Origin of the sequence: Proteus sp. HMSC14B05 (assembly GCF_001808035.1) — a bacterium.
GTDB lineage: Bacteria > Pseudomonadota > Gammaproteobacteria > Enterobacterales > Enterobacteriaceae > Proteus > Proteus mirabilis.
In genome coordinates, this window is sequence record NZ_KV792000.1 from 404,795 (window position 1) to 425,116 (window position 20,322).

Genomic DNA, 20,322 nt, shown 5'->3' on the forward strand with positions numbered 1-20,322 from the left:
ACCAAGAAAAAAGAGATGATGTTATACCATCATCTCTTTTGTTTTTATGTAATAGGTGAAATTACCTTTTACCTAATACGTGTAAGAAGTGAATATGTTTTTCATACTGATCGAGTATGTCATGAATAATTTGTTCTTTTGTCCAGCCCATGACATCGTAATCTTGCCCACCTTCTTTGAGATGAATTTCAGCACGATAGTATTTATGCTCTTCATCTTTTTCTTCATCCGTTAAGCCTGCTAGCGCGAAAGCGGGTTGAGTATAGAATCGTAATCGTACTTCATAAAAGAAGTTCATATCCTCACCTAAGTCCACTTCAAAGCCGATGCGATCTTCTTCTTCGTCATGGATATAGCATTGAATACCTTGTTTGCTTAATTCAGCCGACACCATTTCCATGGAAGGATTAACGACTTCTTCCATAAAACGTTTTACATGTGAACGTTTAGGAAAATAAGCAATATTTCTTAATCGACGTTGCCAAGGAATAGGATTACGGCTAGCCGGTGGGGCGATAGTCGTCATCTGTTGGCTATCTCGCTTATAAACATCCACTCGCAATGCCTTAATTAATCCATAAATTGATGCCAATAGCACGATGGCAAATGGTAACGCACTGGCAATGGTGACAGTTTGTAATGCTGATAAACCTCCTGCCAATAACAAGGTAATGGCTGAAATACCCATTAATGCAGCCCAGAAGATACGTTGCCATACAGGGGTTTCTGAATCTCCTCCTGATGCTAGGGTATCAACCACCATTGCACCGGAGTCTGCTGAGGTGACAAAAAAGACAATGACCATCAGCATTGCGACAAAGGAAAGCACTGATGAGAATGGAAAATAATTTAAGAATTCAAACAGTGCTAATGACACATCTTGTTGTACTATATTCGCAAGAACTTCAGCACCTTTATCTTTAATTAAATAGATAGCGGTATTACCAAAGACAGTCATCCAAAGTAAGGTAAAGCCAGCTGGAACAAAGAGTACGCCGACAACAAACTCACGAATAGTACGACCACGGGAGATCCGTGCAATAAACATACCGACAAAAGGCGACCACGATAACCACCATCCCCAATAAAGCAGTGTCCATCCACCTAACCAATCACTTGATTTTGGCTCGTAGGCATAAAGATTAAACGTTTTACTCACTATTTCTGATAAATAGCCCCCTGTATTTTCAACAAACGATTTTAAAATCAATACAGTAGGGCCAAGAATAATGACTAATAAAAGAAGAATAACGGCTAAACCAAGGTTAAGCTCGGATAAAAAACGGATACCTTTTTCTAATCCAGAGACAACCGAAATAGTAGCAAGCCCGGTGATAACAACAATTAAAACCACTTGCACGGTTGGATTAATTGGAATATCGAATAGATGGTTTAAACCGGCATTAACTTGTAGAACACCAAAACCCAGTGAAGTTGCGACACCAAATACGGTGCCCATCACAGCAAAAATATCTACCGCATGCCCAATAGGGCCATAAATACGGTCGCCAATGATAGGATAAAGGGCGGAACGTAACGTTAATGGCAAACCATGGCGGTAGCTAAAAAACGCCAGAATTAATGCCACGATGGCGTAAATAGCCCAAGCATGTAATCCCCAGTGGAAGAAAGTTAAACGCATAGCTTCTTTGGCGGCTTCAATCGTCTGCGCATCCCCTGTGGGTGGCATTAAATAGTGCATAACGGGTTCTGCGACACCAAAGAACATCAGCCCAATACCCATACCTGCTGAAAACAGCATCGCGAACCAAGCAAAATAGCTAAAATGTGGACGAGCATGATCAGGGCCTAATTTTATTTCGCCAAAGCGCGATAGCCCTAAATAAGTCACACTCAGCAAAACCAATGCTACGGCTAAAATATAAAACCAGCTCGCGTTGGTGAAAAGGTTTTCCTGAAGGTGCCCTAGCTTGTCATTAGCGAGTTCAGGAAATAGCGCTGAAAACCCTACGACGAGCATAATAAGTATTGCGGAGGTGTAAAATACGGGAGGATTAATTTTCATCCTAATTTTTTTTGGTGTGATTTCATTTTGTTGGCTCATAGTTAACCTATTTTTGTTATTTTTCTTAGACAAGACTTTTCGATATTGCAATCTAGCATGTTAGTGGTATCGCTAGGAAAGAAAAGTTTGTAAGAAAATTTGAATAAAACATCAGATGATCTTGAAGCTTTATAAAAGAACGGAAATAAATTATATTTTTCCGTAAGGTGAAGAAAATTACAATTAAATCAATTTATTATCATATGTTTTTAGTCAGCGTCTTGACGCTTTAATAGGTTTCTCCTGTTGAAAAAAGGATAGTATGGTTACATTTTTTGCTTAATCGATCAACTCCTGTTTGTTTTTTGCACAAAAAAAGCCAGTAAAATATTACTGGCTTTTTCAACATCAAAATTTCTGAAATGAAATTATTTATTATCAGCCTTTAGAGAATCAATTTTTTGCTTTGCTTGATCGGTGAGCTCATCGGCTTTATCAAGCGCTTTATCTTTAGTATCTTGCGCTTGCTGTTTTACATCATCACTGGTTTTAGCCGCATCTTCTTTTAGTTGCGCTGCTTTGTCGCTAGCATTTTGTTTTAAGTTATCTGCAGTGGTATTAGCGTTTTGTTTCACTTCTTCTGCTTTACCAGCCAGTTTGTCACTTTCATTATTCAAACTTTGTTTGATTTCATCTGCTTTTGCACTTGCAGAATCTTTTAGTTCATCTGTTTTTTGTGCAATGCTCTCTTTTAATGCATCGGTTTTTTGATCGGCTTGTGCTTTAAGCTCTGCAGCTTTATCTTCAGCTTGCTCTTTTAGCTTGGCCGCATCTTGTTTTAATTCGTCAGCTGTCGCTGATGCACTCTCTTTTAAATCAGCGGCTTTTTCTTTAGCTTGATCTGTTAATTCTTTTGCTTTGTCTTGAGCCGTTTCATTTACTTGGGTTGCTGTCTCTTTTGCTTTATCAATACCTTCATCCACTTTTTTCGATGAATCATCACAACCTGCTGTAATGGTAACAAGACCTGCTAGAATTAAAGATGCCAGTAATTTTTTGTTCATGTTTCTCTCCAGAGAATGTATCCAAAACATATCGATGATATCTCGCATAACTAGTATTAAAAGCGAGAGGTTATTGAGTTGATATTTTATATATTATCTTAACTCCCAATAAAATAAGTATAGTGAGAGTCTGAAAATCAACAAGGTTAAGTATATTAAGTGATTACCACTAGTCAAATATATTAGATTTGTAAGGTTAATATCTGTCAGATTTCTCTCAATGGTATGTTTTATGCTTTATAATTACAGTGTGAATCGTTTTGCAAAGGTGCTTAAGAAATGGAATATTATCTGCTTGTGGTTATCAAGTTTATTATTGGTTTTACAATAATTTTGGCTCATATGAATATTTCAGGGAAGACACAACTCTCTCAACTAACTCCCATTGATTTTATTGGTAATTTTGTTTTAGGGGGGATTATGGGAGGGGTTATTTACACAGATGCAATCCCGCTTTACCAATATGTTATTGTCTTTTTGATAGGTGTATTTTTTATTTCTTTTCTCAATTATATCAGTAAAAAATTTAATTTTTTCCGAGCAGTAGCGATAGGAAATCCTATCCCGATCATCAAGAAGGGAAGGTTTATTATGGAAAACATTACTGAGAAGAAAAATAAGATTGATATTCTTAATATCACCTCTAGGTTACATGCCCAAGGAATTCATTCTTTTCAAGAAGTTAATTATGCTCAAATTGAACCTGATGGACAAATAACGGTGGTGTGTGATGGTGCTAAAATGCCCTCTATCATTATTATGAAAGATGGAGTGATCAGAGCTTCTGAACTTGAGCAGATAGAACGAGATGAAAATTGGTTAAACGAAGAGATGAAAAAACAGCATATAGATAACCCAGAAGATGTTTTTTTAGCCGAATTTTGGGATGGTAAAGTCAATTTCATTTTGCAAGACGGTAAGATCAAACACGATTTCATTCCGACTGCTGAGTAGCAATATCCTGTGAAAGAATAAAAGCAACGATTAATACTATCTCAAGAGTCGCTATCGTTGCTCTATTTTGATTTAGTATTAGTTAAAGTTTGAATGTCTCAAAATCACTGGCGATTTGTGTATTGTCAAATATAGTATGACATTCCGCTAATAGTTCGGGGGTTTCTTTAGGTGAATAGCGACTACTGATATGGGTAATGATTAGTCGCTTAGCATTCGCCTTTTTGGCTAACTCAGCTGCCTGTATGGTACTTGAATGTCCACGACTATTGGCTTTATCAGCCATGTCATGTTTAAAGGTTGCTTCATGGACAATAACATCGGCATTCTCAGCGAGTTTAACTGCATTAGGCGTTGGTTGTGTATCGCCAAAAATCACAATACAACGGCCTTTGATCTCTGTGCTTAGATAATCTTTTCCATCTATGATCCGTCCATCAGGTAGTGTAACGGTTTTCCCTTGTTTTAATAATTTATACCAAGGGCCTCTAGGGATATTCTCTGCCTCTAGCTTGTCAGCATTGAGTTTACCTGGTTTATTGTCTTCTTCTAGACGATAACCAAAGCAGGGGACAGGATGTGATAATGCGCCACAACTTACACGTATACCTTCTTCTTCAAAAAGAAAACCATCTTGTTCTATTTCAATAATATCTAAAGGGTAAGTGAGATAAGATTGGCTTAATGTAAGGGCTGTTTCTATAAATGCCTTAATGCCTGTAGGCCCATAAATGGTTAACGGGTTTTCTGTGCCCCCCATTGAACGGCTACAGAGTAGTCCGGGTAAACCAAAAATATGATCACCATGTAAATGGGTAATAAAAATCTTATTAATGCGTGATAGCTTTACATGGCTATGTAAGATCTGATGCTGGGTCGCCTCTCCACAATCGAACATCCACAGACTTTTTTGTTTATTTTGTAAATCAAGCACCATACTGGTGACGTTGCGATCTTTAGAAGGTACGCCTGCATTAGTGCCTAAAAAGGTAAGTTCCATAATGAAATCCTGATCTCCATGGTGAATTTTTAACATTCATCTTAATCGTAATGGTATCTAAACTAAATAAAATTCTGCAACTGTGATTAAGATAATATTCTCATTAAAGTTGATATGAATAATAGTGTGAATAAAAGATAATATACTTTATTTACTAAAATTAAATTTCTCTGATTAACGATTTAAATGTATCTGTTTTTATACAAACAGAATGAATGGGGCATATTCTTAATTTGTTTATTTTTTTTAATAAAGTTTAAAGTTCTTATTGAAAAAATAAAAAAAGTAAAATTTAAATTATGATTTTTTGAGTAAATAAAAAATAAACATATCTTACAAATTGAAATACTTTTTGTGTTTTTTTTACAATTTTAGTTTTTAATTTTTATCTTAAAAAGTTGTTTTGTTAATACAATGTAATGATATTAATTCTGTCTAATCAGAAAATATTCCATTATGAAGGTTTAATTTCTATATAGTTCTTTTTTATTATTTGGTTACAGCATTATTTAATTTTATTATGTCTATTTCTTAGTAAGTTAATGCTTTCAATTTTCTAATTAATTTCTTGTTTTTCATACTGTTAAATTTAACCGCAATATTTCAAAATAACCTTTTAGTTTTAAAATCCATTAAAAATAATTTATTGGTTTTTTATTCTGAAAAATCATCGTTATTGAATAATAAAAGTTATAATATTGTATCTTTTTTGTGCTTATATGTAAATTTATGGTTATTTGTTTTTTTGTTATAATATTAAAATAATAAAATTTATTTCTATTTATAAAAATATGTTTCCTTCAATTTTTTACACTTTATATCTAAGTATTTTGTATTTAAAAGTCTATAAATATTCTTTTTATGATGCTATTTTTGGTTTTTTTATCTAATTACTTATTTTGGGGGTAATTATAATTTGCGTAAGATGAAAAAAAATCCAATTAATATCAGTGTATTAATAAATATATATTTAATTAAATTTATCAGGTTTGACTTAAATAAAGTGGCAGAGAATAATAACCCCAACTTGATATGAGCGTTATCTAATTTCGGTTGTTAATTATTATTTATTTTATGTATTGATGATTAATTATAGAGATTAATTTTTACAATATATCAAGATATACCAAATTCATTGCGTATCTTATTCATAAAAGAGAAGTGTATCGCCTGTATGGGATTATTTTTCTTAATTGAATGTTGTTGCTTTTATACTTTATTTAACTTTTATATTTTAGGAAAACAAAATGAAATTAAAAAAACTGCATTTAGTTTTAGGGTTAGGCTTATCTATCATTGCGGGCTCTGCATTAGCGGCAGATCAGGGGCATGGTACTGTTGAATTCTATGGTTCAATTATTGATGCTCCTTGTTCTATCGATCCTGATTCAGGTGCTCAACGTATTCCATTAGGTCAAGTGTCATCTAGCGCACTGAAGGACGGTGGCCGTAGTGCGTCAAAAATGTTTAAAATCAAATTATTACAGTGTTCTACTGAGACATATAAAACAGTCAAAACAACCTTTACCGGTGCTGAAGCTCCTGATGTTTTAGAGGGGGCTTTAGGTATTGAAGGGATCGCCAAAAATGCAGCTGTTGTTATCACCAATGCAGGTGGTGAACAAATCAAATTAGGTCAAGCAAGTGCCGCCCAAACATTGAATGACGGTAACAATGACTTAAATTTTGCCGCTTATTTACAAGGTTCTTCCTCAAAAGCTGCTATTCCTGGTGATTTTACAGCAATAGCCACTTTTGCTTTATCTTATCAATAATAGTCGTCAAATAAAGCTTTGTATAAGGATATACAAGGCTTTGTTAACTGATGAGCTTTCTTATCGTTAGGACACTTTTGTCATCGCGCTAGATATCGATGGTGAATAATAGTAAAACGCGCTCTTTTTATAAATACAAAAGGATTATCAAACATAGTGATATTTCATCCGTAGGGGCATTACCGATAATTGACTGTTTTGGGCTCGAATATCACTAAATGGATTAGTTAGGTTTACTTATGGCTAAATTATTCAAGACGATTGATTTAAATGTTAAACATAAAAGTAAGCAGTGCAGAGGTCGTTCTGCTACTACACTGATCTATTTCGTGATTATAGGGATGGCAAGTATTGCCAGCGAGTCATTTGCTGTTAGCAAAGATATTGAATTTAACTCAGATATTCTTGACTTAAAAGATCGAGGAAATATTGATTTATCAAGCTTTTCCCGAGCGGGATATATTACTCCTGGCAAGTATGAGTTAATTATTAATATTAATAACAATGAATTAAGTGGAACTTATCGTGTTGACTATATTGTGCCCAAAGATGATCCCAAGGCAAGCGAACCTTGTATCTCACCCATATTAGTTAAGCAGTTTGCACTCAGACCAGAATGGTTAAAAAAGTTAACTTGGAAAGATAAGGGTAATTGCCTTAATGAGGCATCGTTACCAGGTATGAGCCTGAGGACAGATTTAGGTAGTGGGGTTTTTTTTATTACTCTTCCTCAAGCTTATCTAGAGTATTCATCACCGAATTGGGAATCGCCTTCTTTTTGGGACGAAGGTATTGCTGGATTATTGTTTGATTATAACGTTAATGCCAATGTCAGAGCGCCTAGTGATGGCAAGCAGAAACAGCAGATCACCGCAAATGGTACGGCGGGGGCAAATTTAGGTGTTTGGCGTTTTCGGGCAGATTGGCAAGCAAGTTATGAGCACACTACAGGTGTATTGCATAGCACAGAAAATCACTGGAATTGGGATCAATTCTATCTTTATCGAGCGATAACGAAATGGGGCGCCCGTTTAGTCATGGGGGAGACTTACTTACGTTCAAACCTATTAGATAATTTCCGTTTTACGGGAATAAGTTTACTTACGGATGAGCAAATGTTGCCCCCTAATTTACGAGGTTATGCTCCAGAGATCACGGGAGTTGCAAAAACGAATGCAAAAGTCACTGTGAGTCAACAAGGACGGATTATCTATGAGACACAAATCGCGCCTGGGCCATTTCGTATTCAAGATCTGCATGATGCGGTAAGTGGACGCTTGGATGTTCGTATTGAAGAGCAGGACGGAACAATACAAGAATACCAAATTGATACAGCCAATATTCCTTATCTTACAAGACCGGGACGCCTTCAATATAAAGTATCTGCGGGTAAGCCTTCTCGATTAGATCATAAAACTGAAGGGCCTATTTTTGCAATGGGAGAGTTTTCTTGGGGAGTGAATAATGGTTGGTCTCTTTTTGGTGGCACTTTAGTTTCTAAGGATTATAACTCGGCCTCGCTAGGTTTTGGACGAGATCTAATGATGTTAGGTGCTATCTCTTTTGATACGACTCATTCATGGGCAACCTTCGCTAATGAGAATAAACACTATCATGGCAGTTCATATCGAATTAGCTATTCAAAGCGTTTTGAATCTATTGATGGGCAAATCACTTTTGCAGGCTATCGATTCTCTGATCGTCATTTTATGAGTATGGATCAATATTTAGATAGGCGTTATCGCTATGGCGCACAAGAAAATAATAAAGAGCTTTATACCCTTACACTGAGTAAACAATTTCCTCAATGGGGACTTAGTACCTATATAAATTATAACCATCAAAGGTATTGGGATAGACCGAATAACGACTATTACAACTTCTCTTTATCAAAGTATCTCGCTATCGGGAAGTTTAAAAACATTAACATTAGCTTATCCGCTTATCGTAATCGTTTTAATGGCAATCATGACAACGGCGTGTATTTCAACATTAATTTGCCTTGGCGTGATAGAGCAACGATAAGTTATAACTCGGTCATAAATAAAGAAGGTAACTCACATAATGTCAGCTATTTCGATCGCATTGATGATAACAATAATTATCGTCTAAGTGCAGGAGTTAGTAGTCGAGGTAAACCATCGGCGGATGGTTTCTTTACACATTATGGTGATGTTGCTTTAGTAACGGCTTCAGCCAGTCATATTAACGGCGACTATACTTCGGCATCTTTATCTTTCCAAGGTGGGGCAACATTAACCACTAAAGGCGGGGATTTTCACCGTAGCAATATGCCGGGGGCAACCCGTTTGTTAATTGATACTCAAGGTGTTTCCGATGTCCCGGTAAAAAGTCTTAGTGCCATATCTCATACCAATATTTTTGGCAAGGCGGTGATCCCCGATATTAATCACTATTATCGAGGCAGTGCTTCTATCGATCTTAAGCAGCTACCAGACAATGTTGAAGCACTACGTTCTATTCATCAATTAACTTTGACTGAAGGCGCTATTGGCTATCGTCAATTTGATGTGATTGCCGGACACAAAGCGATGGCAACAGTACAGTTGGCTGAAGGAGGCGTTCCGCCATTTGCAGCGACAGTAACAACGCTTAATGGTCGAGAATTAGGTGTTTTTAACGACGGTGGAAAGGTTTATTTAAGCGGTATTAATTCAGGCGATGTCTTGTATGTACATTGGGATGGTAAAAACCAATGCCAATTATCCATTCCTAAATTGGCGGATACACAACTGATCACATCACTGCTTTTAACTTGCTTTCAAAGACAGCCGACTATTTCAACATCATTCCTGGAAACAGATAAAACGCAAGCATTACCTCAACATTCATTCCTTAGTAAATAACGCTAAGTAATAACAATAATTGATTGATAGAGAGAAGAGTAATTAAAGATGATGGCATCTAAACATTTATTTATGGTAACTACCACCTTATTAACTGGAATGGTGTTTACGTCGCAAGTTGGTGCGACAATCGCTTTAGATCGTACACGTATTATTTTTAATGGTGCTGATAAATCAGTAAGTCTGAGTATAAGTAATCAAAACAAAGAATTACCTTATTTAGCTCAAGGTTGGCTAGAGAACGAGCAAGGAGAAAAAATAGAAACACCTCTTATTGTATTACCTCCTATTCAGCGTATTGAACCTGGGAATAAGAGCCAAGTGAAAGTGCAATCATTACCTGATATTGCACAACTACCTCAAGATAGAGAGAGTGTTTTTTATTTTAATTTACGTGAGATCCCTCCACGTAGTGATAAACCCAACGTATTACAAATTGCACTACAAACGCGGATAAAATTGTTCTATCGACCAAAATCTATTTATGCCACCCAAACTGATTTAAGTAATCCATGGCAGGAAAAAATTACCTTAACAAAGCAGGGGGAGAGTTATGTTGTGCATAATCCCACACCCTATTATATCACTATTGTTGATGGTCTAACGGATCTGAAAGGGAAAAGCTTAGAAGGATTTACCCCTATCATGGTAGCGCCTCGAGGGCAGGAAAAACTCAATTTAACGGTTTCTACGCTGGGGGCTTCTCCGGTATTAAGTTACATCAATGATTACGGTGGTCGTCCAAGATTGAAATTTAGCTGCGATAGTCGTGAATGTAAGGTGATAGAAACAGACCAAGGAAATTAATAGGTATATTTATGAAACAGCAGATTAATAAAAATAGTCTTGTATCAATATTGGTACTATTGAGCTTTTTTATCACAACAAATGTAACTGCTGTGACACCAGTTTTGTCAAGTACGGGACTATCACAAAATTCGCCTATTACACCTATTTATCCGATCCCTATCAATATAAAAGGGTACGTTATCGCTCACCCTCCTTGCATGATCAATGAGGGCAAAACGGTAGAAGTGAATTTCGGTGATGTGCTAAGTACACGAGTTGATGGCTTAAATTACAAACGTCTAGTTGATTATCATCCAAGTTGTGAACAAATGCCCATTAATACACTAAAACTTTCTGTCGAGGGGAATGGTACTTTTTTTGATGCCAATGCATTAATGACCAATATTACCGGATTAGGTATACGTATTTTGTATCAAAATAAACCACTTAAGTTAGGGCAGGCAATTAATTTTACTTATCCCGATTTCCCTGTATTGGAAGCGGTGCCTGTGCGTGATTTTTCTACTCTTCTTGTGGGAGGAGACTTTTCTACCACAGCGACATTGCGCATGGAATATCAGTGAGGAGATAACGGGAATGTTTAATAAACAGAGGATATTCTTTTTCATAACGTTACTTTCATCATTTTCATTAATGGCTGATGAGACGGCAAATAAGGCGACAATCACTAACAGCGAAAATAATTTGAGATTATTTGGCACACTATTTATTCCCCCTCCTTGTGTGATCCAAAACAATGACATGATTGATGTTAATTTTGGTCACCAACTGGGAACGAGTCGCATCGATGGCATTAATTATACAAAGACCGTCAATTACACGTTGCAGTGTGAAGAAAATGCAAAAGGTTGGGCATTAGGTTTATCCATTATCGGCTCTGCAAGCCAATTTGATGCGGCTGCTTTACAAACCAATATAACGGATTTAGCCGTACATCTCACGATAGATAGTGAGCCATTTATTTTAAATAAACGGTTTGTTATTACCTCTGATAAACCGCCGATTATTTTAGCTGTGCCTGTAAAAAAATCAGGAAGTACCTTAACAAAAGGTGCATTTGAGGCAACAGCAACGCTACTTGCTGAATATCAATAGGAGTATCGGGATGATATTACAAAGATTATCTCTGAGTACTGCAATCTTTGCCGCTGTGATAGCTATGGCTAATGCTGATCCTAATATGCGTTTTCATGGTGAGTTAATTGATGAGCCATGTGTAATAAAACCCGGTGATGAAATTATTGTCATCACGCTGGATAAAGTGACTGATAGTGCTTTTTATAATGGAGTAGAAAGGACCAAAAGCCAGCAATTTGAGATCCATCTATCGGAGTGCGATCTCTCTATGAATAACAAAGTTTCCATCACATTTAAAGGTGATGAAAATAAGGCGATGGCAGGGAAAGGTTTTCTAGCATTGAGTCCAATAAGTCGAGCCTCTGGTATTGCTATTGGTCTAGAAGATAGCGATGGAGTCCTCTTACCCATTAATCAGCCATCGAAAAATATGGCTTTACTTTCAACTAATAACACATTGAGGTTTAGTGCTTTTATACAAGCAGAACCTACCGCAATTGCTAATCAATCAATAAAACGGGGACCCTTTAGCGCCATTGCTACATTCCATTTAAATTATGACTAATGTTGACTTGAGGTTTATATGCTTATACCTAAGCGCCAATTAATCTTTTACTTATTTACTAGCATGTTGATATATCCAGCTTCCTCTATAGCCGCTATTTTTTCTTATATTACAGAATCAAAACCTGTGGGTAATGAGGGGACAGGGGCTGATTACACTTTTATTATCCAGCGTTGGGATCCCGAGCCACCAACGGCTTTAAATCCTTGTTATAAAAAAAAACCTTGTTATATAACCATAAATCATCGTCATCAGCCTAACCAGTCTGGAGGTTCAGCGACCAGAACTATTTTAAGTGATGGGCATAAATATCGAAGAATGGAAGATCTACGTATTGCTGTTATGAAAGAATTAGGAGGATTCCCTTATGGCCCAGGAGTTGCCATTCATCGATATGTTGATACATCAACCATACAAGAGTGCGTTGGTATATTTTATCAGCCAAATGCTTATGGTTTTGCTGAAGATGGCTATTTATTACCGGGTTCTATTTGTGCAATTGCTCCCCCACCTGTTGGACATTGTGATGTGTTAGCCCATTCTGTTGAGTTGGATTACGGCAATGTGGGGGAAAATGAGTTAGACAATGCGGTTCGTTCTCAAACTGTGAATGTGACGTGTAATCGTGATGTCTCTTTACAGGTTGTTGCAACAGGAATGAATAATCGTCAAGTCCCACTACGTAATGACAATAGCTTATATGCTGATTTATATATTAATGATAAATCTGGCGAAGAGGGAGAGGCTATCTTTGTCGCAAAAGGCAAAATGGTTTCTATACAAGTGAGTTCTAAATTGAGAACCAATGGACATGTTGCTCCAGGGTACTTTTCTGGCTCTGGCGCGTTGATTCTAACGTTACCATAATAATAAAAGGTTGAAATATCATGGTGAAATATCGTCGTGCAAATATTGATGTCAATGCACTGGTAGGTAAGCGCATACAAAAAAGACGTAAAGAGTTAGGTTACACAGGTAGCCAATTGGCGGCAAAACTAGGGGTTAGCCAACAACAATTCTCACGCTATGAGCGAGGGTTAAACAAAATAGATCTTACTTATCTAGTGCTATTAGCTAAGTTCTTAAACACACCCATTTACTGGTTTTTTGAGGACTGTATTACTTCAACGTCGGTCAAAAGTGGCAAACCGCTAAGTCGACGAAGCAATCTTTTAGCCAAAAAAGCACTAGACGCATTTCTGTATTAACCTTTACCTCTTACAAGAAAAAGTCCTTAAATAAGCAACCTATTTAGGTCAGGCTAAGGGGATGTTTTCCCTTAATGATCGCTATAGCGATATTGACTGTCGAGTTATGTTGCACTCATTAGGCTTGCAATCACTATCCCTAAGCGAGCTTAGATGGGTAGTGATTGCTTTATGAGCATTATAAATGTGTAGAAAGAGACGAAAAAATCAGAATTAATTGTATTTTGAATATATCTCTTATACTAAGTTAAATTATTAATGATAAATCTTTTTAATGTTTTTCTGTGGGTAAATGGATACCTTCTAAGATAGAGTCTATTGGAATAAAAATGATTATATTTCAAAAAAAATTAGTACACCAAATATGACCGGGTTTATTAAAATCAAGTATCATTAATTAATTCTTTATTAAGATTACTATCGTGATTATTTATATTAAATGATATAATTTTTAATATAAATCCTAATTTGAATTAAAAAGAAAAAAATATCTATATTCTTATTGTAAAATAAAACGTACTCAATTATTGATATTAACTTTTTAAGTAATCTATTAATAAAGAACTATTGTGAGTTTCGCGTTTCCCACATATTGATAAATCGTTTTGAGTTACTTGCTGTATAAATAACCGTATGGGAAATATTGCGATGGCCTAAATAGTCTTGAATTAAACGTGTATCTCTGCCTAAATCCGCCAGTGCGTAGCCACAGGCGTGGCGTAACATATGAGGGTGTGGACTAATAGAAACATTGGCTTTTTTACCTAAACGGCGTAATAACCCATAAACTTGTTGACGGGAAATTGGTCCCGTTTTTTGTGATAAAAATACCCATTCAGAATCTGATTCTCTCCAGTTTTCTCTACTTTTCAACCAGTTGCATAAGGCTTCATATTCCTCATCAATAATAGGTTGTGTTGTTGAAAGCCCACCTTTTAAACGCCTGACATAGAGTATTCTACTTTCTAGATCAATATCGCTTAATGTTAAATTACATAGTTCGCTAACACGAAAACCATGTAAAAAACACATTAAAAACATACAGTAATCTCTTTCGGGATACCTACCTTCCTTAGCTTGCTTTAAAATAGCATTCACTTCAAAACGTGTAAGAAATTTACGTTGCTTCATTTTCGTAACCTTTTCAATTAGATAATAAACAACAAAAGTCAGTTGCAGCATCACTATAGCAAGTAATATGCATCAATAAAGGGTTGTGTTTTTTTTATACTTTCTTTTTTACTCGTTAATTTTAAACAAGTTTATTGAAAGTTTGCCAATTTTTAGAAAACGAAAACCATTGATAGGTAAGAGAAAGGAGAATAGCAGGTGATATTTACACCTATTTAGAGAAACAATCAAAATACACCAAATTGTTTACTATTATTCTCCGGCTTCTAACTTAAGTCAAATATATTATTGGGTATATATTCTTAATTATTTAACATATTGATATTAAACATTTTTTTAAAAAATCAAAATAATTTATTACTTTGTGCAAAACACTGAAATAAATTTTTTTACTTTTTTAACAAACTATAGTATTTGCACTTAGAATTATATCATATTTTTCCTAAATTTTAAGATGAAAAAATCTAAATAGTCATACTTGCAAGATGAAAATCTTTAACTAAACAATTTGGTGTATTTTGTTTCGTTTCTAACGATATTTCGTGGCGTTTGAAGTGGACTTAAATATACCAAAATTCCCGAGCTCAATAAATGAGCCATTCAATTAGGAATAATCCAATCCTAAATGAATTAATTATTTTAGATGTCTTCATCCTTTATATTTCAGGAAACAAAAAGATGAAATTAAATAAATTAGCTTTAGTTCTTGGTTTAGGTTTATCTGTTGTTGCGGGTTCTGCTTTAGCTGCAGATCAAGGTCATGGTACTGTTAAATTTGTTGGTTCAATCATTGATGCTCCTTGCTCAATTACTCCTGATACTGAAAATCAAACAGTTCCACTAGGTCAAATTTCTACTGCTGCATTAAAAGATGGTGGCCGTAGTAATTCTCGTGACTTTAAAATCTCTTTAGAAAATTGTACTACAGAGACTTACAAAACTGTTCAAACAACTTTCACTGGCTCTGAAGCAACTGAAGTTTTAGAAGGTTCTTTAGGCATTGAAGGTATCGCTAAAAATGCAGCTGTTGTTATCACCGATGCGGGTGGTAAACAAATCAAATTAGGCACCCCAAGTGCTGCTCAAAACCTGCGTGATGGTAACAATGATCTGAACTTTGCTGCTTATTTACAAGGTTCTGCATCTGAAGCTGCTGTTCCAGGTGACTTTACTGCAATCGCAACTTTCGCACTGACTTATCAGTAAGAAAAAATAAGTTCTGTACAAGGAAGTACAGAGCTTTATTCCTGTCTTTACTTTTAATGATTTTTCTTACTAACGGAGAAAAATATGAATCGCAAGATGGCACCACTATTGCTATGCCTTGTTGCCAGTTTAGTGACTGCGCCAACGATAGCCAGTGATGTAAAACAAGATAAAAACATGCATCAGCGATTTGGGTGGCTCAATCTACAAGGAACCATATTAGAGCCGTCATGTGCAATATCAGCGGGAAGTAGTGATCAAGTGATCCCGCTAACGACGGTATCTATCCCAACGTTAGTCACTGAAGGTCAAGGACCGATTGAATATTTTTCTATCAGATTAACGGACTGTACGCTAATTAGCCAGAAAGGGCAAGAAGCGGATAATCCACGTTTTATCGCAACGTTCGATGGTCCTTCTAATGGAAATGGCAACTTTGAGTTATCCGGTGAGGCCAAAGGTGCTTCATTAGCGATAGCGGATCGTTATGGTCGACAAGCTATTCCAGGACAACCCCTACCGCCCGTTGGCATTGATTCGCAGTCAATGGCATTGCTGTACCAAGCTCGAATAGTCAAAAACAACGATACGCCAAAAGCGGGGAATTACCGTACGACGCTGCGCTTTAAGCTGGAATACTATTAAATGGATCAGGGTTGGATAATTTATGGTTAGATCATTCAAAACCGTTTGTTTAGAGAAGCGAGAAAAGAGAAAAAAGCATGCTATTCGGCCTGTTGCTATATTGATCTATTTAATTGTTACTGGGGCATCCAGTCTTTCAAATTCAGCTTTAGCGAATAGCGATATTGAGTTTAATGCTGATATTTTAGATCTTAAAGATAAACAAAATATCGATTTATCTGATTTCTCTCGAGCTGGCTACATTATGCCAGGGCGCTACGAATTTGTTGTTCGTATAAATAATAATGAACTTCCCGATATCTACAACATTAATTACGTTGTACCTGCAGATGATCCCAAAGGAAGTGAACCTTGCTTACCTCCTGAATTAGTTCGTCAATTAGGGCTAAAACCGGAGTGGCTTGATAAAATTCGTTTTAACGATAATCAAACTTGCCTTGATACATCATCTATTCCCGGAATGACAATAAATGCCAGTTTAGGTAGTGGTAATTTATTATTAACGATACCTCAAGCTTATTTGGAGTATTCAGCACCAAACTGGGATCCGCCTTCTCGTTGGGATGACGGTATTTCAGGGATACTTTTTGATTATAACGTTAATGCAAATGTGACTGATCCTGCTAAAGGAAAACAACGTCAGCAAGTGACGGGGTTAGGTACGTTAGGGGCGAACTTAGGTGCTTGGCGTTTTCGCGCTGATTGGCAAGCGAGCTACCAACATACGACAGGGATCCCTCAAAGTACAGAAAACAGCTGGAAATGGAATCAATACTATCTCTATAGAGCTATCCCTCAATGGGAAGCGCGCTTTGTCATGGGAGAGACTTACTCGCGCTCCGATATTTTTGATAGTTTCCGTTTTACCGGGGTTCATCTCGCAACTGACGACAATATGTTGCCACCTAATTTACGTGGATATGCGCCAGAAGTCACAGGTGTAGCAAAAACCAATGCCAAAGTGACAATTAGCCAACAGGGTCGAGTGATCTACGAAACGCAAGTTGCTCCAGGACCATTTCGTATTCAAGATATTAATGATGCGGTTAGTGGCAAATTAGATGTACGTGTCGAAGAGCAAGATGGCTCTGTACAAGAGTTTCAAATGGATACGGCAAGTATTCCTTATTTAACTCGACCAGGACGAGTGCAATATAAATTCTCGGCAGGTAAACCTTCTAATATTGACCATAATACCGAAGGCCCCGTTTTTGGTATGGGGGAATTTTCATGGGGGGTGAGTAACGGTTGGTCACTTTATGGGGGATCAATTGTTGCGGGTGATTATAACGCCTTGTCTGCGGGTATCGGCCGTGACTTAATGGCTTTTGGTGCTCTCTCTTTTGATGCTACTCACTCTTGGGCAAAAATTCCTCGTGATGATAAGCGTTATAACGGTGGCTCTTATCGATTAAGTTATTCAAAACGTTTTGAAGCTATTAATAGCCAAGTCACCTTTGCTGGTTATCGCTTCTCAGAACGCGACTTTATGACCATGGATCAGTATTTAGAGCGTCGCTATCGCGATGGTAATGCTGATAATAACAAAGAACTTTATACCATTATGTTTAGTAAGCAATTTCCTGACTGGGGATTGAGTACTTACTTAAACTATAGTCACCAAACATATTGGAATAAGCCAACTAATGATAATTACAACTTATCGTTAGCGAAAAGCGCGGATATTGGTCGTTTTAAAAATATCAATTTTAGTCTCTCCGCTTTCCGTAATAAATTTAATGGCACCAATGATAATGGCGTTTATATGAATGTCAGTATGCCTTGGGGTGATCGTGCGACCATCAGTTACAACACTGTCATTAATAAGAGCGGTAACTCTCATAATGTCAGCTATTACGATCGAATTGATGACAATAGCAGTTATCGTGTTGGCGCTGGGGTAAGTAGCAATGGTAAACCTTCAGCCGATGCTTATTTTATGCATTATGCTGATGCGGCCTTAGTCACCGCCAGTGCAAGTCATATCAATGGTGAATATACCTCTGCCACTTTATCGCTACAAGGTGGTGCCACACTTACGCCGAAAGGTGGAGCATTACACCGCGTTAGTCGTACAGGTAGTACTCGCTTACTTATTGATACAGACGGTATCGCTAATATTCCCGTGAAGAATTTTGGTGCGATTTCCCATACCAATATGTTTGGTAAAGCGGTATTGCCAGATATTAATGATTACTACCGTAGTAGCGCGAGTATCGATCTTAATCGATTACCTGAAAATGTCGAAGCATTACGCTCAATTCAGCAATTAACCCTAACCGAAGGGGCGATTGGTTACCGTCGATTTGATGTTATCGAAGGGCAAAAAGCCATGGCGGTTATTCGGTTAAAAGATGGAACCTTCCCACCATTTGGCGCCAGTGTCACAACAGAAAAAGGGCGTGAGTTAGGCATCATTAATGATGGTGGAAATGTTTATCTAACCGGTATTAATACCGGGGATGTATTGAGTGTTCGTTGGAGTGGTAAAGAGCAGTGCAAAGTACTTATTCCAACATTGGTGGAGAATGTGCAAATTTCATCACTGTTATTGACCTGTAGTGATGATGGCACAGCAACCTCTACTTTCAATCAAAGAGAAGTCTCCTTACCTAAAACGAAGTTTCTATCTCGTTAAGGTTAAGGAACAGGAAATAAAGATAAAAACAACTTCAGACAAAGAGTAATTAAAGATGATGTTATTAAAACGCTCATGCATTGTTGCAACCACTTTGTTAATGGGAATGGCATTTACTCATCAAGCTGTTGCTGCCATTGCGCTAGATCGAACTCGTGTCATTTTTAATGGTGCCGAAAAATCGATTAGTTTAAATGTCAGCAATCAAAATAAGGACTTGCCTTATCTTGCTCAAGGCTGGATGGAAAATGAAAACGGCGAACGTATTGAAAGCCCACTGATTGTTTTACCCCCGATCCAACGTATTGAACCGGGTGATAAAAGTCAGATTAAGGTGCAATCATTACCTGATATAGCCAAATTACCACAAGATAGAGAAAGTGTTTTCTATTTTAACCTACGTGAAATTCCACCACGTAGTAATAAGCCTAATGTACTGCAAATTGCATTACAAACGCGGATCAAATTATTTTATCGTCCTGCATCAATCTATGCCTCGCAAACGGATTTAACCAATCCTTGGCAAGAGCAGATCACTTTAACTAAAAAAGGTGATCGCTTCGAAGTGAATAATCCAACGCCTTACTATGTGACATTAGTCGATGGATTAACCAGTTTGAAAGGAAAAAGCTTGGATGGCTTTGAACCATTAATGATCGCACCTAAAAGTAGCGGCACGATAAATCTGAGTGCTTCCATGTTTGGTGCTTCACCGGTATTGAGCTACATCAATGATTATGGCGGTCGCCCTCAGATGAAATTCACCTGTAGTGGCAATCAATGCAAAGTAACAGAAACGGCAGCTGGAAACTAAATAGGTCTGATTTATGGTTATGGAACAGTGGTTTAGCCCAAGCAAGGCAGTGTTGGTTTTTATTCTGGCAACATTTACTGGAGGCCTGAGTTCTACTGCTGTTGCTAACTTACCTGCAGGAGCAGTAATAAGAGCGACCCCCGGGATTGTTTATATCAATATTACTGGAAACGTCATCGCTCCACCTCCTTGCTTAATCAATGACGGCAAGATGATCGAGGTGAATTTTGGCGAAGTAATGAGTACGCGTATTAATGATAGCAATTATAAGCAACCTATCGAATATACCGCGACTTGCCAAAAAAGACCGACTAACGCCATGAAAGTCTATATAACAGGTAATGCAACAGGGTTCGATAGTAATGCCCTACAAACTAATATTACGGGATTAGGGGTACGCATTCTTTATCAAGGTAAATTATTAGGATTAGGCTCAGCGGTTAAATTTACCTATCCCAATTTGCCTAAACTAGAAGCGATCCCTGTGCGTGATAATAGAGAAACACTAGTTGGTGGAGATTTTGTTGCCAATGCCACACTTCATGTAGATTATCAGTAAAGGG

General features: G+C 37.0%; 18 protein-coding genes. 14 read left to right on the forward strand and 4 right to left on the reverse strand.

The window, feature by feature from the left end:
- Positions 1 to 61 precede the first annotated feature (61 nt).
- Both betT and HMPREF3129_RS15825 read right to left on the reverse strand, forming a co-directional pair.
- Positions 62 to 2,065 carry a choline BCCT transporter BetT gene (gene betT, locus HMPREF3129_RS15820; RefSeq protein WP_004244946.1) on the reverse strand — a complete coding sequence of 668 codons (2,004 nt, stop codon included), beginning with the start codon at positions 2,063 to 2,065 and terminating at the stop codon, positions 62 to 64.
- Between the two features lie 368 nt (positions 2,066 to 2,433).
- Positions 2,434 to 3,069 carry a hypothetical protein gene (locus HMPREF3129_RS15825; RefSeq protein ID WP_004247317.1) on the reverse strand — a complete coding sequence of 212 codons (636 nt, stop codon included), beginning with the start codon at positions 3,067 to 3,069 and terminating at the stop codon, positions 2,434 to 2,436.
- A 279-nt stretch (positions 3,070 to 3,348) separates the two neighbouring features.
- Between HMPREF3129_RS15825 and HMPREF3129_RS15830 the strand changes: the two genes are divergently transcribed.
- Positions 3,349 to 4,023, forward strand: coding sequence for a DUF421 domain-containing protein (locus HMPREF3129_RS15830; RefSeq protein ID WP_017628305.1), 675 nt, complete (start codon positions 3,349 to 3,351; stop codon positions 4,021 to 4,023).
- A gap of 82 nt (positions 4,024 to 4,105) precedes the next feature.
- Here the strand turns inward: HMPREF3129_RS15830 and rnz are convergent, their stop codons facing one another.
- Entirely contained in the window at positions 4,106 to 5,023 is a 918-nt protein-coding gene (gene rnz, locus HMPREF3129_RS15835; RefSeq protein WP_004252451.1) for a ribonuclease Z, read from the reverse strand.
- Positions 5,024 to 6,270: 1,247 nt separating this feature from the next.
- On the opposite strand from rnz, the gene HMPREF3129_RS15840 reads away from it, so the two are divergent.
- The 8 genes from HMPREF3129_RS15840 to HMPREF3129_RS15875 all read left to right on the forward strand — a co-directional run bounded on the left by HMPREF3129_RS15840 (position 6,271) and on the right by HMPREF3129_RS15875 (position 13,325).
- Entirely contained in the window at positions 6,271 to 6,798 is a 528-nt protein-coding gene (locus tag HMPREF3129_RS15840; protein ID WP_004244940.1) for a fimbrial protein, read from the forward strand.
- A 239-nt stretch (positions 6,799 to 7,037) separates the two neighbouring features.
- Positions 7,038 to 9,665, forward strand: coding sequence for an outer membrane usher protein (locus HMPREF3129_RS15845; RefSeq protein WP_004244939.1), 2,628 nt, complete (start codon positions 7,038 to 7,040; stop codon positions 9,663 to 9,665).
- Between the two features lie 48 nt (positions 9,666 to 9,713).
- Positions 9,714 to 10,472 carry a fimbria/pilus periplasmic chaperone gene (locus tag HMPREF3129_RS15850; protein ID WP_004244938.1) on the forward strand — a complete coding sequence of 253 codons (759 nt, stop codon included), beginning with the start codon at positions 9,714 to 9,716 and terminating at the stop codon, positions 10,470 to 10,472.
- Between the two features lie 11 nt (positions 10,473 to 10,483).
- The gene (locus HMPREF3129_RS15855; RefSeq protein WP_004244937.1) at positions 10,484 to 11,038 is read left to right on the forward strand and encodes a fimbrial protein; all 555 of its coding nucleotides are present in this window, start codon (positions 10,484 to 10,486) and stop codon (positions 11,036 to 11,038) included.
- A 13-nt stretch (positions 11,039 to 11,051) separates the two neighbouring features.
- Positions 11,052 to 11,570 carry a fimbrial protein gene (locus HMPREF3129_RS15860; protein WP_004244936.1) on the forward strand — a complete coding sequence of 173 codons (519 nt, stop codon included), beginning with the start codon at positions 11,052 to 11,054 and terminating at the stop codon, positions 11,568 to 11,570.
- Positions 11,571 to 11,580: 10 nt separating this feature from the next.
- Positions 11,581 to 12,117, forward strand: coding sequence for a fimbrial protein (locus HMPREF3129_RS15865; protein ID WP_004247321.1), 537 nt, complete (start codon positions 11,581 to 11,583; stop codon positions 12,115 to 12,117).
- Between the two features lie 18 nt (positions 12,118 to 12,135).
- The gene (locus tag HMPREF3129_RS15870) at positions 12,136 to 12,984 is read left to right on the forward strand and encodes an MrpH family fimbial adhesin (RefSeq protein WP_004247322.1); all 849 of its coding nucleotides are present in this window, start codon (positions 12,136 to 12,138) and stop codon (positions 12,982 to 12,984) included.
- Positions 12,985 to 13,004: 20 nt separating this feature from the next.
- The gene (locus HMPREF3129_RS15875; RefSeq protein ID WP_004244929.1) at positions 13,005 to 13,325 is read left to right on the forward strand and encodes a helix-turn-helix domain-containing protein; all 321 of its coding nucleotides are present in this window, start codon (positions 13,005 to 13,007) and stop codon (positions 13,323 to 13,325) included.
- Positions 13,326 to 13,889: 564 nt separating this feature from the next.
- On the opposite strand, the gene mrpI is transcribed toward HMPREF3129_RS15875, so the two are convergent.
- Complete coding sequence (mrpI, locus tag HMPREF3129_RS15880) at positions 13,890 to 14,456, reverse strand: phase variation DNA invertase MrpI (protein WP_004247323.1); 567 nt, start codon at positions 14,454 to 14,456, stop codon at positions 13,890 to 13,892.
- Between the two features lie 678 nt (positions 14,457 to 15,134).
- On the opposite strand from mrpI, the gene mrpA reads away from it, so the two are divergent.
- The 5 genes from mrpA to HMPREF3129_RS15905 all read left to right on the forward strand — a co-directional run bounded on the left by mrpA (position 15,135) and on the right by HMPREF3129_RS15905 (position 20,318).
- Positions 15,135 to 15,662 carry an MR/P fimbria major subunit MrpA gene (gene mrpA, locus HMPREF3129_RS15885; protein WP_004247325.1) on the forward strand — a complete coding sequence of 176 codons (528 nt, stop codon included), beginning with the start codon at positions 15,135 to 15,137 and terminating at the stop codon, positions 15,660 to 15,662.
- 96 nt (positions 15,663 to 15,758) lie between these two features.
- Entirely contained in the window at positions 15,759 to 16,307 is a 549-nt protein-coding gene (gene mrpB, locus HMPREF3129_RS15890; RefSeq protein WP_023843516.1) for an MR/P fimbria assembly terminator MrpB, read from the forward strand.
- A gap of 22 nt (positions 16,308 to 16,329) precedes the next feature.
- Positions 16,330 to 18,945 carry an MR/P fimbria usher protein MrpC gene (gene mrpC, locus HMPREF3129_RS15895; protein ID WP_004247328.1) on the forward strand — a complete coding sequence of 872 codons (2,616 nt, stop codon included), beginning with the start codon at positions 16,330 to 16,332 and terminating at the stop codon, positions 18,943 to 18,945.
- 55 nt (positions 18,946 to 19,000) lie between these two features.
- Complete coding sequence (gene mrpD, locus HMPREF3129_RS15900; RefSeq protein ID WP_004244924.1) at positions 19,001 to 19,759, forward strand: MR/P fimbria assembly chaperone MrpD; 759 nt, start codon at positions 19,001 to 19,003, stop codon at positions 19,757 to 19,759.
- A gap of 13 nt (positions 19,760 to 19,772) precedes the next feature.
- Positions 19,773 to 20,318, forward strand: coding sequence for a fimbrial protein (locus tag HMPREF3129_RS15905; protein WP_004244923.1), 546 nt, complete (start codon positions 19,773 to 19,775; stop codon positions 20,316 to 20,318).
- Positions 20,319 to 20,322 lie beyond the last annotated feature (4 nt).